The organism is Enterococcus sp. AZ197 (genome assembly GCF_050556405.1).
In the GTDB taxonomy this organism is placed as follows: domain Bacteria; phylum Bacillota; class Bacilli; order Lactobacillales; family Enterococcaceae; genus Enterococcus; species Enterococcus faecalis.
Map to the genome: position 1 here is coordinate 652149 of NZ_CP187873.1, position 16686 is coordinate 668834.

General features: G+C 36.8%; 13 protein-coding genes and 1 pseudogene. 11 read left to right on the forward strand and 3 right to left on the reverse strand.

Going from position 1 to position 16686, the window contains the following annotated elements; all coding sequences use genetic code 11:
• Window positions 1-139 precede the first annotated feature (139 nt).
• From nrdR to IGK82_RS03155, 10 genes and pseudogenes are all read left to right on the forward strand, one after another.
• Window positions 140-622: a transcriptional regulator NrdR gene (nrdR, locus tag IGK82_RS03110; protein WP_002381296.1), complete on the forward strand. Its 483-nt coding sequence runs from the start codon at window positions 140-142 to the stop codon at window positions 620-622.
• Between the two features lie 15 nt (window positions 623-637).
• Complete coding sequence (locus IGK82_RS03115; protein ID WP_016622794.1) at window positions 638-2047, forward strand: replication initiation and membrane attachment family protein; 1410 nt, start codon at window positions 638-640, stop codon at window positions 2045-2047.
• A complete protein-coding gene (dnaI, locus tag IGK82_RS03120) occupies window positions 2047-2976 on the forward strand; it encodes a primosomal protein DnaI (protein ID WP_002370731.1) in 930 nt (309 codons plus the stop codon). The genes IGK82_RS03115 and dnaI overlap by 1 nt, the downstream gene beginning before the upstream one ends.
• An 81-nt stretch (window positions 2977-3057) precedes the next feature.
• Window positions 3058-4266 carry a hypothetical protein gene (locus tag IGK82_RS03125; protein ID WP_002385036.1) on the forward strand — a complete coding sequence of 403 codons (1209 nt, stop codon included), beginning with the start codon at window positions 3058-3060 and terminating at the stop codon, window positions 4264-4266.
• 13 nt (window positions 4267-4279) lie between these two features.
• Window positions 4280-5808 (forward strand): annotated as a pseudogene (locus IGK82_RS03130) (hypothetical protein).
• Window positions 5798-7381, forward strand: a complete 1584-nt coding sequence (locus IGK82_RS03135; RefSeq protein ID WP_002361342.1) for a hypothetical protein — start codon at window positions 5798-5800, stop codon at window positions 7379-7381. The pseudogene IGK82_RS03130 and the gene IGK82_RS03135 overlap by 11 nt, the downstream one beginning before the upstream one ends.
• On the forward strand, window positions 7378-8640 hold the full coding sequence (locus IGK82_RS03140) for a glycosyltransferase (protein WP_002355764.1): 1263 nt from the start codon (window positions 7378-7380) through the stop codon (window positions 8638-8640). Before IGK82_RS03135 ends, IGK82_RS03140 begins: the two co-directional genes overlap by 4 nt.
• 14 nt (window positions 8641-8654) lie before the next feature.
• Window positions 8655-10721: a cellulose biosynthesis cyclic di-GMP-binding regulatory protein BcsB gene (locus IGK82_RS03145; protein WP_010710760.1), complete on the forward strand. Its 2067-nt coding sequence runs from the start codon at window positions 8655-8657 to the stop codon at window positions 10719-10721.
• Window positions 10711-11571 carry a hypothetical protein gene (locus tag IGK82_RS03150; protein ID WP_002385041.1) on the forward strand — a complete coding sequence of 287 codons (861 nt, stop codon included), beginning with the start codon at window positions 10711-10713 and terminating at the stop codon, window positions 11569-11571. Before IGK82_RS03145 ends, IGK82_RS03150 begins: the two co-directional genes overlap by 11 nt.
• 15 nt (window positions 11572-11586) lie before the next feature.
• On the forward strand, window positions 11587-11898 hold the full coding sequence (locus IGK82_RS03155; protein ID WP_002378091.1) for a hypothetical protein: 312 nt from the start codon (window positions 11587-11589) through the stop codon (window positions 11896-11898).
• A gap of 47 nt (window positions 11899-11945) precedes the next feature.
• On the opposite strand, the gene IGK82_RS03160 is transcribed toward IGK82_RS03155, so the two are convergent.
• Genes IGK82_RS03160 through IGK82_RS03170 form a run of 3 tightly spaced genes read right to left on the reverse strand, consistent with a single transcriptional unit; the run spans window position 11946 to window position 15294 of the window.
• Window positions 11946-13100, reverse strand: a complete 1155-nt coding sequence (locus IGK82_RS03160; RefSeq protein ID WP_002355768.1) for a pyridoxal phosphate-dependent aminotransferase — start codon at window positions 13098-13100, stop codon at window positions 11946-11948.
• A gap of 15 nt (window positions 13101-13115) precedes the next feature.
• Window positions 13116-13838, reverse strand: coding sequence for an amino acid ABC transporter ATP-binding protein (locus IGK82_RS03165; RefSeq protein WP_002396453.1), 723 nt, complete (start codon window positions 13836-13838; stop codon window positions 13116-13118).
• Window positions 13831-15294, reverse strand: a complete 1464-nt coding sequence (locus IGK82_RS03170) for an ABC transporter permease subunit (protein WP_002355770.1) — start codon at window positions 15292-15294, stop codon at window positions 13831-13833. Before IGK82_RS03170 ends, IGK82_RS03165 begins: the two co-directional genes overlap by 8 nt.
• A gap of 170 nt (window positions 15295-15464) precedes the next feature.
• On the opposite strand from IGK82_RS03170, the gene IGK82_RS03175 reads away from it, so the two are divergent.
• Window positions 15465-16571 (forward strand): iron-containing alcohol dehydrogenase family protein, encoded by a 1107-nt coding sequence (locus IGK82_RS03175; protein ID WP_016618686.1) that lies wholly within the window; start codon window positions 15465-15467, stop codon window positions 16569-16571.
• Window positions 16572-16686 lie beyond the last annotated feature (115 nt).

Here is a 16686-nt window from a genome sequence, read left to right on the forward strand (position 1 = left end):
AAAAACAGTGAAAGTCTTTGTTTTTATTAAAGAATGGCAAAGATTCAACTAAGAACCAGTTCTAAAGACCTAGTAATAGCGCAATTTCATGTTATAATATAGGCAACAAAAATTATACAGAATAGAAGAGGTGAACGTTATGCGTTGTCCAAGATGTCATCATAATAATTCCCGTGTTATTGATAGCCGTCAAGCAGATGATGGACGTGCAATTCGCCGTCGTCGTGAATGTGAAAATTGCAGTTATCGGTTCACTACATTTGAAAGAATTGAAGCGGCGCCATTACTTGTAATCAAGAAAAATGGGGATCGTGAAGAATTTAATCGTGATAAAATTTTGCGTGGGCTCATTCGCTCTGCGGAAAAAAGACCCGTTGCTATGGAACAAATGGTTCAAATTGTCGATAATGTTGAAAATCGAGTGCGTAGTTTAGGGGAAAATGAAGTCTCTACAACGCTTATCGGTGAATATGTGATGGAAGATTTAGTCAATCTAGATGAAATTGCCTACATCCGCTTTGCGAGTGTTTATCGACAATTCAAAGATATGAGCGTGTTTTTGAAAGAGTTACAGGACATTGTCGACAAAGCAAAATCTTCTTCTCCTGACTCAGAAAATTAAAAAGGAGGTCTTTCTTTGAAAGGAAATCGGCAAAGAATCCAACCAAAAAATATTTTTCAAGCGGTTATTGATTCACCGCTTTCTGATCAAGAGAAAGAGGTTTTAACCTTTTTATATCAACCAATTGTCGGCGCCAATGCGTTTAGTTTATATTGGCTTTTGTTATCTGAAACAACAGACTCAGAGGAGAATGGCTCGCTGTTTCATGCAGATTTAATTAGTTTGCTGGACTTGAGTTGTCAACAATTAGAAGAAGCTTGCTACAAATTAGAAGGCATTGGGTTGCTAGAAACGTATAAAAAAACAGATCGGGAATTAGGAGATTGTTATTTATATTATTTAAAAGCACCTGAAACAGCCGCTCGTTTTTTTAAAGATGAAGTGTTAGCTTTAGTGTTATTTAACCGGGTTGGACAACGGAAATTTGATCAATTAGTGCAAAAGTTCCAACCGCATCCTACTAAAACAGAGGGCTATCAAAATGTTTCCGCTAGCTTTCAAGAGGTTTATGCCTTTAAAGAAGAACAAATTGTTTCCGAAGCGAACCGATTGACAACGATTCAAGAAACTTTTTCTCAAAAAGAAAAATCGAAGAAAATTTCTGTATCAACGGATTCTTTTGATTGGCACTATTTTGTGGAAGGTTTGCACCGTTTAGGTTTACAACTGCCTGAAGATGAGGCTAGTTTTCAAGAAGAAGTCTATGTTTTTCATCAATTATATGGCATCAATGAGTTAGATATGGTAGACTTTGCTTCGAAATCATTTGACTATTATACAAGTCGAATTTTGCCTAAGGAATTAGTGCGAACGATTCATCAAGCGTTTGATCCTGATAAAAAACCACAACCAACAAACGTAGTGACAAACAAGCAAGCACAATTGACGGTGGAAGAGCAACAAACGTATCGATATAACACATTAAAAATGAATGGTTTTTCTGAACTGGATATTCAAATGATTATGGATAGTGAAAAGAATCCGCCTATTCAATATTTAGAAGCTTTAAAAAATAGTCGAGGCGGCTATACGACACCACAAGAACGTTCATTAGTGAAATATTTGGTTGCTAAATCAGGCTTACCGACTAGTGTGATTAATATTTTGATTAACTATGTTTACAATATTCAACAACAACCGACTTTAAAAGCGGAGTATGTGAATCGAATTGCGAATGAATGGGGACAAAGTGGCATTCATTCACCAGAAAAAGCAATTGAACATGTCAGAGAATTGGCAAAACAAAGCCAAACCAAACAAAAACAGCGACAACAAAATTATTCAGGGAAACGCCAAACTGTTCGACAAGAGCGATTGCCAGAATGGGCAGATCAGCCAAACGATGAAACAAAACTTTCCCCAGCAGAACAAGCCGAGTTAGATCGACAAATTCAAGAATTTTTAAACCAAGGAGGTGACCAATGATGGAAGACGTAGGAAAAGAAATGTCAAAAATTATCCAGAAGCGTGACATCAATGAACGATATGAAGAGCTGGTTAACGAAGTATTGAAAGATCAAGATGTTCAAGCCTTTATACAAGCAAACCGAGAGCGTTTAACCGATGAAGATATTCGTAAAAGTTATGCTAAGTTGTATGAATTTGTTCAAGAAAAAAAGAAATTTCAAGTAAACGATCCGGCAATGATTGCCCCCGGCTATGAGCCAAGATTAATGTTGAATTTTCATTACATTGATGTAACGTATGTCCCAACGGCTGATTTAATCGCCCGTCAGAAGGAAGAAGAAATTCGTAATCGAGTAAGGGCAATGGACATGCCAAAAGATGTCCGAGAAGCAAATTTACGAGATTTCGATCCATCTTCTCAAGGTCGAGCCAAAGCGTTAGCAGAAGCAATGCAATTTTTAAGAGAATATCCTGCGACACCAAAAGAATTTCATAAAGGGCTCTATTTACAAGGCCCCTTCGGTGTAGGAAAATCTTTCTTATTAGGTGCGATGGCTAATGCTTTAGCAGAACGTGGATTTACTACGACAATTGTTCATTTTCCAACATTTACAGTAGAAATGAAGCAAGCCATTGGTCGCGATCAAGTTGGTGAAAAGCTCGATGCAGTAAAAAAATCCCCTATATTAATGATTGATGACATTGGTGCGGAATCCATGACTAGTTGGATTCGTGACGACGTTTTAAGCGTAATCTTGCAATACCGAATGCAAGAACAATTAGTTACTTTTTTCTCTTCCAATCTAGATTTAAAAGCTTTAGAAGAGCATTTAACCGTGACGCAACGAGGAGAACAAGAGCCGCTAAAAGCCAGACGAATTATGGAACGTGTGCGTTATCTGTCAAAAGAGATTACGATGACAGGAAATGATCGACGAAACGGTTAAAGCAATCCTTTTATTTTTATGGATTGCTTTTTTTCTTGCGCTTGAAGAGGTAGCGTAAGTTTCGCAAAAACAAGTACTTTTGTGTACACTGACAATAAAGAAGTGAGGAAAAGAGGCGTAACAATGAAGAGAAAACTTTGGATTTTTATTGGGGTATTCGTGGTGCTTCTGGGAGGATATTTTCTTTTGTTTAGAGAAAAATCCTATAAAGTAGAGGTGGAAAAAGTGAATCCAAAAATTCAACGCTTAATGTCGACAGACAAACAACATTTTTTAACAAAACATGAATTTCACACAAAAGAAACCGCTGAACGCAAAGATTTGTTGAAGTTTTTTATTGAAACCCGGCTCAAAACAGACGGCGGCTTTTTAACCAATTATTTACCAGATGCTGAACGCAAAGATGTCGCCACAGGACATGAATTGCTAAGTGAGTCTTCGGGTCTATATTTGCGTAATTTAGCTTTTGATACGCAGGGACGTTTTGATAATTTTTACAAGCAGACGAAAGACACCTTTTACGACGGCGTCCAATTTAGTTATCGAATTGACGAGCAAGGCAATAAATACAATGTCAATGCCTCGATTGATGATTTACGGATCATTCGTTCATTAATTGAAGCAGGGGGTCATTTTAAAACAGATCAGTATGATCAAGAAATTAAAAAATTAGGCAAGAGTTTTATGAAAACCTCTATGAAAGATAATATTCTAATTGATTTTTACGATAGTAAATCAAAACAACAGTCTTCAGAAACTTCTTTGTTTTATATTGACTTAATTACGCTGGGTTATTTATACAAAGAATTTGGGATTTCAGCAGACTATTTGCAATATCATTACCAATTAATAGACGATGGCTATATTTCTGATGATTTACCTCTTTATCAAACGAAGTTTAATCATCAAACAAATAAATACGAAAACAACGGAACACTTAATATTATTGAATCTTTATTAACGATTGTTCATTTAAGTGAAGTGGGTATGGCGAAACAGACTAGTATTGATTTTGTACGAAAACAAGTTCAGCAAGGAACGCTATTTAACTCGTATGATTTAAATGGATCGCCCGTGGATAAAAATCAATCTGCAGCCAGTTATGCGATAGCGGCTTTAATTGGTGTTGCCGAAAATGACAAAGAGTTGTATCGTGCGGCAATTACAGTACTTAATAATTTTCAAATTATGGATTCAAGCAGTCCGATTTATGGAGGATTTGGTGATAAAGTTACGAAACAAGTCTATTCCTATAATAACTTAATGGCTCTTTTGGCCTATGATTTCTAGATGAGGTGAAAGCATGGAAAAGATCAAAAAATACATGAACTCGGCTTTTGAATGGTTGAGTCGTTATATTTCTCCAAGTCTTTTGGCCGTTTTAGGGATTGGGTTAGTGACAAGCATTTTGTTATTCGTTTATCCGATTAATGGCTTGGGAGATAATGGCGAGTATTTTCGTGTGTTAAATTCAAATAGTCTTTATCGTGTCAATGGTGATAGCTACGACAATGTGGCCTATTTTGTTAAGGACTTTTCAATTATGCGTTATTTTAATGAAACAACGACGCACTTTGTTTCCACTCAACAATTTTTCATCACCATTGCCATTTGGCTTAATAAACTTTTTTATAGTCAAACACTTTTCGATATTCGTTTCTTAGGTTTCGTTTATCTTAGTTGTTTTTTAGTGTCAATTTATATTCTGGTACGAGGCTTAACCGAAGGCGTGTCTTTGAAAAAAAGTTATCTTATCTCTTTGTTGGTTATTTTCATCTTGGGAGATACCTCCTATACGATTTATTTTAATTCCTTTTATACAGAAGCGACGAGTTTTTTACTTTCTGTGAGTGTCTTAGCATTTTCAGTCTATTTTTATCGGGTGACGAAACCACGAACTTGGCTCAGAAGAATAGTTTTGGTTATCTTGGCACAAGCAGTAGTACTTTTAATAGGGACAACACGCCAAGAATATTTGCTGATTATTGGCGTAATTATTGCTGGATTAGGATTTTTTGTCTACTTGTCACAACGTTACCAACGATTGTCAATGACGGCCTTTTTAATTGCGTTGATTGGTTTTACAACGTTAGCAGCTTTTATCGTTCCTAACGATATCTATGAACGTGATGTCTACCACAGTATGACGCGCGGTGTAATGAAGGATAGTAAGGTTCCAGATAAACGGATGTCAGAGGGCGGAATCAACCCGCAATATGGGTTGCAAAAGGGACGTTCCTACTTTGAAGAATACAGTCCTGTATCACCAACTTCTGAACAAATGAAAAAAGATTTTTTTGATAAAACGAGTTTTGGATGGGTGTTATTGAATTATTTAAATTATCCATCTGAATTATGGCAAGGACTGAATTCAGCGGTCCCAAATGTTTACTTAGTAAAGCCTAATAATGTGGGGAATTTTGAGAAAACGACGGGGCGTGCACCGCTGGAACAATCTAAATTTTTTATGGTGTATAACCGTATTAAAGCCAGTTTTTTCCCTAAAAACTTTGCTTTCTATCTATTATTAGGCGTGATTCTGTTTGGTTTATATGGCGTTGGTTTATACAGAGGAATCAAGAGAAACGAACCCAGATTAGTTTTTCGCTTCTTTTTAATGACAGGAATTTATCTAAATTTATTAGTTGTTTTCATTTCAACAATTATTATTGATGGGGATAGTGGGATAGTGACTTAGTACGTCATTTGTTTTTAGTCTCAGTATTTTTAGATTTTCTCTTGTTACAAATTGTTTCTGATGTTATTGGTAAACGAATGTGGCAAGATACAACACCACAAGTCATTGGGGAGGTAGAGGGAATTGAAAAATAAACAATATCTTATTGGCTGGGTGTGTTTCTTACTCTTTTTCGTTTTTTGTGGCTTTGCCAAACCGGCGCTGGCTGCACCAAGTAAACATGTCTTACTTGTCTATGACAGCTTGAATATTGCTGGGAAAAAAGAAAATGATGTGGATGCTTTACAACGAGTGTTGACGAGTTTTGGGGTAGAAGTTCAGAGTGTGGCGGTGTCAGACTATGTGCCTGGAGAATTGCTAAATGATGGCTATGACAGTTTGATTTCTATGGTGAATTGGCCTGAACAAGCCGGCGTTATTGCCTCTGATTTTCTAGCAGATCGAGTTCATTTTAAAGGCAAACAATTACACATTGGTCGAAACATGCGTGACGATGAAAAACAATATTTTAGCGGTACGTGGAAAGAATTAAGTCATCGTCAATATCGGTTAGAAGATGAAAAAAACCGTTTTTCTCAAGTATTGCCTTTTCAAGATCAATCAGTTGTGCTGGAAAATACGCAAGGTCAGACGGTTGGCCGATTAAAAACACAAGAATTAGCACCAGAAGAATATCCATTTGGTGTAATTGAGAATGGGCATGCTTTTCTACCAATGTTTGAACGCAAAGGCGCTGTTTTTTTAGAAAGCTTAGACGTAATTAGTCAATGGCTGGAAAGTGAAAAAATGTCACGGCCGTTTTTGACGATTTCTGATTTTAACCCGTTAAGAGATATGTCTGTGGCAACCTATTTGCAAGAAGAATTAGTTAAAACCACGTATCCTTATATTTTATCCAGTACGAGCGTTTCACAAAACAATACGATTTTACCTTATAAACTATTTACGAATGCGTTACGTGCGTTTGCTTCGACGGGGGTTATTTTCTTAGAAACACCGGTCGTTAACAATGTTGATTTAAATGACCAACGTGCTTTGAAACAATTGATGGAGCAGCAGATTAGTTTATTGGTCGACAGACATGTCTATCCAGTAGGCATTTCTGCTCCAGGATACTGGAATCAAGACCTTCAATACCAAGAGGATGGTCTAGCAATTAGTGATACAGTGATTCTAAGAGAAAATCCGCCGATTGAACGCGTTTTTTATCGGAACCAAACGGGAGAATCAATCACTTATAAGAATGCTTTGTTTGATTTACCGTATGATTATTTATCGGGGATTGAATGGACGGATAAAGATAATCCGAATGACTATCGATTTCCAATGCCGACCACCATTAGTTTTTCATTTCCAAATTCTAAAAAAGAAGTGGATCATCTAATTCAAGAAGTCAAGGAAGCACCAATAGTGTTTAGTGTTTCAGAAGCGGATCAACATTTCACTGTTCAAACACAAACGCAGAAAATCGAATTTCGGAATAATCGGTTCTTCTTAAACAATCAAATTGTCAATGGTTTGGCTGATACAGGGGCCTCAACAGTTGAAAAACAACGATTTACAGGGTTATTTTCATTCTTTTTCAGCATCACAAATAATATTTTAGTTGGCGTTGTTACACTGACTTTAATCATCCTGATTATTTTGTTTATGATTGGACGAAAGAATTATCGGTCGAAATATATTAATAAGGAGGAAGACAAATGACCATTGCTGACATTGTAATGTTAACAGCAACTATCATTATTTGGAGTCTACTAATTGTAAATATTCTCTTAGTTATTTTTGGCTATGTTTATTATTTAAAAACAGATCCTGTCGCACCACCACCTGTAGAGGACGAAGACGCGCCGTTTGTTTCAATTATGGTGCCGGCCCATAATGAAGGAATTGTCATTGTGCGAACAGTTGAAGCGTTATTGAATTTTAATTATCCGCAAGATCGCTATGAAATTATTGTGATTAATGACAATTCAAGTGATAATAGTGCTGAGCTTTTAGCGAACGTCCAAAAAAAGGCGGTTAATCGAAATTTGCAGATTATTAATACAGACAATATAACAGGTGGGAAAGGTAAGTCTAATGCCTTAAACATTGGTTTCAAGCAAGCCAAGGGGGACGTGATTGCCATTTATGATGCGGACAATACACCTGAACCGAATGCACTCCGTTATTTAGTTGGAGAGTTAATCGCTAGTGAGGAATACGGCGCGGTTATTGGTAAATTTAGAACGAGAAATCGCAATGCAAGCTTGTTGACACGCTTTATTAATATCGAGACACTGGCCTTTCAATGGATGGCACAAGCCGGTCGTTTTCAATTATTTAAGTTATGCACGATTCCTGGCACAAATTTCATTGTTCGTCGTAGTATTATTGAAGCCATTGGCGGCTGGGATGACAAAGCGTTAGCCGAAGATACAGAAATCAGTTTCCGCATCTATATGATGGGCTATAAAATTAAGTTTCAACCAAAAGCAGTGACGTGGGAGCAAGAGCCACAAACTTTGTCAGTTTGGTTCCGACAACGGACGCGATGGGTCAAAGGCAATATTTATGTCATTGTTAAAAATGCTAAATTATTGTTTAATCCTAAAGCGAGTCGGATCCGTTTTGATATTTTATATTTCTTGTCCATTTATTTTCTCTTAATGACATCGCTCGTTTTGTCAGACATCATGTTAGTTTTATCAATGTCTGGTTACTTAACAACGACCCTGCAAGGATTTAGCAATTCCTTGTGGTTGTTAGCGATTTTGTTATTTATTTTCAGTACTTTTGTCAGTATTACAACCGAAAAAGGCGAAATGACTTTAGAGAATATCTTAATTATTGCCTTGATGTATATTACATACAGTCAGATGTGGCTAGTAGTCGCCGCTTATGGCATGGTGATGTATATTAAAGAAAATGTTTTTCATAAACAAACACAAACAAAATGGTACAAAACTGAACGATTTAAATAAGGAGGAAACGTGCAATGAAACAAAAAACAGTCACTTTAATAGGGTTGTTCTTTCTGGCAATTCTGATTGGTATCGCAAGTCCGACCGTATACGCCGAAAACAAAGAACAAGACAACCATACCTTTACACAACCTTTTCAAAATAAAACAATCTCTTTAACAGGTACTTCTGTCCGTAGCACCATGTATTTTACAAAAATTGATTATTGGGACGTAAAAAAAGCATCATTCAATATGACCTACCAAATCACACAATTAAAAAATAATCAGACCTCAGATTTAACTGTGGCAGTTAATGGTGTGAAGTTTTATTCTTGGCGTCCTGAAAATACGACTGGTATTCAACAAAAGACGATTGAAATCCCTTTGGAACTGATTAAAGAGACAAATACATTGACTGTTGAAGGCCAAATTATTAATCAGGCAGGAAACGACATGTATAATTTAATTGAAACTCCAGCAAATTGGTTAACGATGTATGAAGGATCTAACGTAAACTTCCAATACGATTTACAATTACCAGAGAATACGATTCATTCTTTTTATAATCATTTTGTGGGAGCAGACACGATTGCGAATAAACACAGTGTTATTTTGACACCAGAAAATGCATCGGAAAAAGAATTAGCTGCAGCGACCCATGCGTTAGCTGGTGCTGCTCGTTTGATTACTACCTCAGAAGAATTGTTGCCAATGGCTTCTTTGAACAAAGAACAGTCTGCACCCTATCAGTTGATTATTGCCAGCTATGATAAATTACCAGATCAGTATAAAAGTCAAATTGATAGCAAACGCGTGGAGGACCAGGCTGTCTTAAAATTTTTCAATCAACCAGATAAGCATGTTTTAGTAGCTACTTCTAAAGATGAGGACTTACTTGTTCGTGCGGGACGTTATTTAGCCAATTATGAATTAATGACCCAAACAGATAAAGAAGAGACAACAGTTGATGAGAATACCGATACGTTTAGTTCAACTTTAGAATTTGATGGAAATTATCCATTAACCTCAACGGGGGACAAACTAGAAGGGGCTTATCACCAAGAACAAACGTACTTTGTCAATTTACCAGTGGATCGAAACAATGCCAATGGAAGTCGCGTGCATTTACATTTTAAATACGCTGAAAACTTAGATTTTGATTCTTCTTTAGTGACGGTTTACGCCAATGATAAACCAATTGGCAGCAAGAAATTAACCGCTGCTCGTGCGAACGGTGATGAATTAAATCTCGAATTTCCAAAGAACTTAGAAATTGCTGATAGTTTTGTTTTAAAAGTTGCTTTTGATTTGAATGTTAAATCACCAGAAGTTTTACGAAATGGTCAGACTCCATGGGCCTTTATTGAAAATAATTCGAATGCGTTTATTCAAACAGAAGAACTGAATGACATATTATTTAACAACTATCCGAACATTTTTATCAGAAGCCGTTCTTTTGCTGATTTAGCGATTTTATTACCAGAAAAAATGGACGACAACTATTTTAAAGTGTTGACCAATTTATTTAACTTAATTGGTAATTATGCCGAAAGTAATGTCGGTGAGATTACGTATTATAAAAAAGCGCCTAAAAATGCGGCATTAGAAAATCATAACTTGATTATTTTTGGTACGCCTAAGGATAATCCGATGATTCGTAAGTTAAACGATCAGTTGTATTTCCATTATGATAAGGACTTCACACGTTTTGTTTCAAACGAGAAACTGAGCATTGAAAAAGATTATGGTAAACAAATCGGTACGGCGCAGTTAATGTTTTCTCCATATAATGCGAAAGCCGCGGCGTTAATCTTAACAGGAGCTAAATCACAAGGTGTCTTTTTAGCCTCTACACAAGTGAATACAGAGAAGAATACTTCTATGTACAAAGGAGATGCCATTGTGGTCGATCCGAACTATCGTCGCTATGATTATCGTTTCAAAAAACGTGTAAGCAACGTCAGCAACGAATCATTAGGTAAACGAATTGTCAATAATCATAAATTAATGATTTATCTATTTGTCTTCTTAATTGGTATGACTATTATTGGATTAAGTGCGTTCTTCATCGTGAAGAAGAATTTGAAAGGTGGGGAATAGAGTGAATCAAAAACGAGTGACCTTACTTTTGGATTTAACTTTGTTGGTAGGAATTGTTTTGGTTGTCGGCACAACCATCTTTATGGCCTTAGGAACGAATGATTTCTTTGTGGACTTAAGTTGTCTATTAATTTCAGTTATCTTAATTATCGTTACCTATTTTGTAGGAATTACAGCGGGGTTAACATTTTCGCTTATATTTATTTTTCTACAATTGACTTATGTTGTATATCAGTATGTCTATCATGATTTGTTTAGCTATGGCTCATTATTTTGGCTAATCATGCCGCCGCTCTACTGTTTAACAATCTATGCAGTGACTTATCAAATTCGTACGATTGAAGAAGAAAATATTCGCTTACGTAAAGAAACTTCACGGTTAAATGCGTTAGATGCAGTAACTAATTTAAGAACAGCAAAAATGTACGAGGAAGGATTCGATTTATTTTCTGACATTTCTACACGTTATGAAGCGCCGTTATATTTAGTCGTGATCCGAGTGGCCTATTGGGAAAGTATTCGTAACTTATTAAGTCCTGAACAAAAAAATGAATTGCTACAAATCGTGACAGCGGCGATTAAAGAGACAACGGATGATCGCTTCTTACCATACTTTATCGACGGCACACCGCCGACTTGGGCGTTATTAATTTTCCGCGATGGGGATGACGGATACACTACTAGAAAAGAATTCAAACAACAAGCTCAAGAGAAATTTGCCCATTCTGAAACCTTAAGAAATATTACTTTGACATTACAAGTTTCCTATACCAAATATGATCCTGCCGAATTTAACAACGCTTCAGAATTTTTAGGGGATGGAATTAATTCTCTTCAATATGATGTTTAAAAAGGAGGCAAACAAATGACTGAAAAACTTGCTGTTTTTACAGGGAAATTAGCAGATGCTGGTGTGTTAAATGAGACGCAGCCATTGTCAATGCGATTACATTTAGAAAATATCCAAGCAGAAAGTGATCCAGAATCCATTGTGCCCTTATTTTCTCATGGGGTAATTTTAAACATACTTGTTGAACAGTTAGAGGAAAGTATCCCACTGTCTCACTTGAAAAAAGGGACCAAAGTCCGTTTCACAGTCGTGGGCTTGCCGCCGATGACTATGTCAATTCCACCGCATGTTGGTGGGCAAGCGATTGAATTGATAGAAGAAATCTAAAAAGCTTCTGCATTAGCTATGATTATTAGCTAATGCAGAAGCTTTTTTTATTCAAAGGTCATTCTTTCAATTCGATCGAACGCTTCCTTTAATAAATCTAAATTTTGTGTTGCGGCTAAACGAATGTACTCATCGCCCGTTGTTTCACCAAATGCTTTTCCGGGAATCACTAATACTTGTGTCTCTTTTAAAAGCTTTTCCACAAAAGGGACGGAAGTTAGTCCAGTTTTTTGAATATTAATGAAGGCGTAAATACTTCCTTTGACTGGATGAAGCGAAAGGAAAGGAATCTTTGCTACTCGCTGGGCCACATACTCTAAACGTGTTTGGAACACTTCAACGATTGGGTCTACAAATTCGTCAAAATGTTGTAACGCATAGATTCCTGCTTGCTGTGACAACGTAGGCGCAGAATACGTAACGCCTTCATTAATTAATTTGGCTACTTCGTTAATATAGTCTGGGGCAATCATATAACCAATACGCCAACCAGTCATTGCAAAGGCTTTTGAAAAGCTACCAAAAGTGATAGTATTTTCTGGAGCAAACGTAGCCATGGGAGTAAACGTTTCTTGGAAACAAAAGGCTTCATAAACTTCATCTGAAAGAATGTATAAGTTGTGTTCAATCGCTACCTGTGCAATTTCTCTGAAAGTTTCTTCAGAGAAAACAGCGCCTGTCGGGTTATTCGGTGAATTAAGAATAATCGCTTTGGTTTTAGGCGTGATTTTTTCTTTCAAAAGAGCCACATCAATTTGGAAACCATCTTCTTCATAGGTTGGCAAAAAGACCGGAACGCCATCTGCTAAAAGAACTTGGTCTTTATAAGGAGAGAAATAAGGTTCATGAATAATCACTTCATCTCCAGGATTTAGAATCACTTGTAAGGCAAGGTACATTCCGTGCAGAGCGCCAACTGTGGCCCGGACTTGATTCGGTTGAAAAGATAATTGATAATGTGACTGATAAAACTGAATGACCGCCTCAATGAATGCCTCGCTACCATCAGAAGCGGTATATTTTGTATGCCCATTTTTGGCATCGTTAGCTGCTTGTTCGATAATCCGCTCATCGGTAATTAAGTCAGGGTCACCAATCGATAAATCGATTAAATTTGGGGTCTTTTTCGCCAATGTTGCAATATCCATGAGTAAATTTTCAGTAGGTTGTTGGTAACGTGTTGCGATATTCTTGCGATCCATACCAGGTGCTCCTTTTTATAAAACTTTTCTTAGAAAATCTTGTGTTCTTGGGTTTTGTGGCGCATCAAAAATTTCTTCAGGTGTGCCTTCTTCTTGAATGATTCCTGCATCCATAAAAATGACACGGTCCGCAACTTCTTTTGCGAAGCCCATTTCGTGGGTAACCACCACCATTGTCATCCCTTCAATAGCTAAATTTTTCATAACGGATAGCACTTCGCCCACCATTTCAGGGTCTAAGGCAGAAGTTGGTTCATCGAACAGCATCACGTCAGGGCGCATGGCTAAAGCACGAGCAATCGCTACCCGTTGTTGTTGCCCACCAGAAAGTTGAGAGGGATAATTTTCTTTTTTATCTGATAAACCAACTTGTTCCAGTAAAGAAAGAGCATGTTCTGTGGCTTCAGCAGCGGCTTCTTTTTTTACTTTAACAGGACTAATCGTTAAGTTTTCCAAGACATTTTTATGCGGGAAAAGATTGAAATTTTGGAATACCATTCCCATTTTTTGACGAAGTTGATCAATGTTGGTATTTTTATCTAATAAATTTTTTCCTTCAAATTCAACGCTGCCACCAGTTGGTGTTTCTAATAAGTTCAAGCAACGTAAAAAAGTACTTTTACCACTACCAGAAGGGCCAATAATTACGACAACTTCACCAGCTTCAATTTCTAAGTCAATTCCTTTAAGTACTTCATTTTTTCCAAATGTTTTCTGTAAGTTTTTAATGTTAATCACTAGTACTCATTCTCCTTTCAGCAACACCTAATAGACGCGAGATAGTAAAGGTTAGGACGAAATAAATCAACGATACAATTAAGTAAGGTAGGAAGGGTTTAAAACTTGCTCCTTGAACGTTGCCAGCTTGGAAAATTAGTTCTGAAACACCAATGACTGAAACAACGGAAGATTCTTTAATTACTGTAACAAATTCATTGCCTAACGCTGGTAAAATATTTTTAATAGCTTGTGGGAAAATGATGTATCGCATTGCTTGGTTTTGATTCATTCCCAAAGAACGAGCAGCTTCCAATTGTCCTTTATTAACTGCCTGAATACCAGCACGAATAATTTCTGCTACATATGCACCACTGTTTAAAGAAAGGGCAATACAACCAGCTGCTACTTTTGATAAGTCTAAACCAAGAACGCCTGTCCCGAAATAGACAATAAAAATTTGAACAAGCAAAGGAGTGCCACGAACATATTCAATATAAGCAATGGCAATGCCACGTAAAATTTTGGAATTGGCTAACTTCATTAAGGCAAGTAATGCCCCTAAAATGGCACCAAACAAAACACCAATGAAAGCTAGGAAAATGGTATAGCCCGCACCGTTAAGGTAGAACTTTCCATACTTTTGTAAAAAGCTTTGATCTTTTTGGAACATTAATTGATTGGCTTCTTTTTTATAACCGTCCATTAATTTTTGATCATTAATTTGTTTAATAGAGGCATTTACTTTCTCCGTCAAAACAGGCGCATCTTTAGGAAAAGCAACGGCAGTATCTTTTGAGCCTTTTTCAAAGGTAACATCAGCAAAAGCTAAATCCTCATTTTGAGAAACATAGGCTTCGCCAACCGGTTCTTCCATAACGACTGCATCTAATTTATTATTTTTTAGATTCATAATTAAATCTGGAATTTTTTGAAGAGAAGTAGGGACAGCACCGGTTAATTCGGTTTTAATTAATTCTTCTTGTGTCGTTTGCTTTTGGGCACCTGCACGAACGCCTTCGAAATCTTTAGTGGAATGAAATTTATCTTTGTCTTCTTTCCGAACAATGACTCTTTGTTGAACGTTCATATATGGTTGAGAAAAAGCTACTTCTTTTAATCGTTCAGGCGTTGGCGACATGCCAGAGATGACCATGTCAATCTTGCCAGTTTTTAAGGCCCCTAACAGAGCATCAAAGCCTAGTTCTTCGATTTTTAATTTAACGCCTAAATCGTCGGCAATTTTTTGAGCAATAGAAATATCAAAACCGACAATTTTATCTTCACCATCTACTTTTGCATGAAATTCATAAGGGGCATAGTCTGCGGATAAGCCGACAACTAGTTCTCCCTTTTGGATGATTTTGTCATAGACTGGATCGTTTTCGGCTGCAAAAGTTTCTTTAATAGGTAATAATGAGAGCAACAAGAATAAAATTGGTAAAATCGTCTGTAGCCATTTTTTACATTTGGTCATTTGCGTAAACTCCTTTTTGTATTATTTTTATAAATATTCAAAAAAAGCGAATAAATGTATAAAAATTTATTGTGTTATGATGTGGTTTATCATATCATAGAATATGTAAAAGGAAAAGTAGTAGAGTTGAAAAAATACAACTTTTTCAAAAAAATTTTCAAAAGTCAAAAATGAAGGGGATTTTCAAGATGGAACAATCATTAATTGTGAGAGGGACACCACAAGAGTATCTTTGCGAAATTGGTTCGTGGGAATTATTAGAAGGACAACTATTATGCAGAAATATTCATCGTGTATTCATTTTACACGGGACTGAATCATGGCAAGCGGCAAAACCGTATTTTCCGACGTTTCAAAAAGTAACAGCTGTTTTTGAAAACTATGGAGGTGTTTGTACAGATCAACGTGTGCAAGAGTTAGAAGCACAAGTGCTGGACAATCATTTAGAGGCCATCGTCGCTGTTGGTGGAGGAAAAGTGGCCGACTTGGGCAAAGCCTTAGCACACAAAATGGCGTTACCGGTAATTATTTTGCCCACTTTAGCAGCTACTTGTGCACCGTGCACGCCATTGAGTGTAATGTATCGAGAAGATGGAGCAATGGAACGATATGACGTTTTTCCGCAAGCAAACGCTTTGGTGTTGGTAGAACCAAGAGTGTTATTGCATTCGCCTCGGTCCTTAATGGTGGCAGGTATTGGGGATACATTAGCTAAATGGTACGAAGCAGATGCGATTATTTCGCAGTTAGACGTCCAAGTGTTACCTATTCAAGTTTCTCATTTTGCCGCAGAAAAATGCCGTGATATTTTGTTAAATGAAAGTATCAATGCTTTAAAAGCGATGGAAGAGCAGCAATTAAATCAATCGTTTATTGATGTCATCGAAACGAATTTAATTATTGGTGGAATGGTGGGTGGCTTTGGCGATGATTATGGTCGGACAGCAGGTGCCCATTCCATTCATGATGCACTAACTTTGCTGCCAGCTAGCCATCGACAATTACATGGAAACAAAGTGGCGTATGGTGTGTTTGTTCAATTAGCTATTGAAGAGAAATGGCAAGAAATCGATGAATTGATTCCTTTCTATCACCAACTAGGTTTGCCTATTTCTTTAAAAGAAATGGAGATGGACTTAACTGAAGCCGAGTATCAAGAAGTAGCAGAACGTGCTTGTATAGAAGGCGAAACGATTCATTATATGAAACAAAAAATTACCCCTGAAATTGTGAAAACAGCGATGCAAGATTTAGAAAAATATACAGCGACAAAATAAGTGCCAAACAGCAACTAGCTCATTTGAATTATTTGAACTAGTTGCTGTTTTTTAAGGATCCTTTTTTGAAAAAAGAAACCTTGAGAAATCCTTGCAAATTCAATAAAAAAAAAGT

Coding starts and splice junctions, on each gene's coding strand:
- IGK82_RS03140 (WP_002355764.1), top strand. CDS start 7,378: ATGACCATTGCTGACATTGTAATGTTAACAGCAACTATCATTATTTGG.
- nrdR (WP_002381296.1), top strand. CDS start 140: ATGCGTTGTCCAAGATGTCATCATAATAATTCCCGTGTTATTGATAGC.
- IGK82_RS03155 (WP_002378091.1), top strand. CDS start 11,587: ATGACTGAAAAACTTGCTGTTTTTACAGGGAAATTAGCAGATGCTGGT.
- IGK82_RS03145 (WP_010710760.1), top strand. CDS start 8,655: ATGAAACAAAAAACAGTCACTTTAATAGGGTTGTTCTTTCTGGCAATT.
- IGK82_RS03175 (WP_016618686.1), top strand. CDS start 15,465: ATGAAGGGGATTTTCAAGATGGAACAATCATTAATTGTGAGAGGGACA.
- dnaI (WP_002370731.1), top strand. CDS start 2,047: ATGGAAGACGTAGGAAAAGAAATGTCAAAAATTATCCAGAAGCGTGAC.
- IGK82_RS03160 (WP_002355768.1), bottom strand. CDS start 13,100: ATGGATCGCAAGAATATCGCAACACGTTACCAACAACCTACTGAAAAT.
- IGK82_RS03170 (WP_002355770.1), bottom strand. CDS start 15,294: ATGACCAAATGTAAAAAATGGCTACAGACGATTTTACCAATTTTATTC.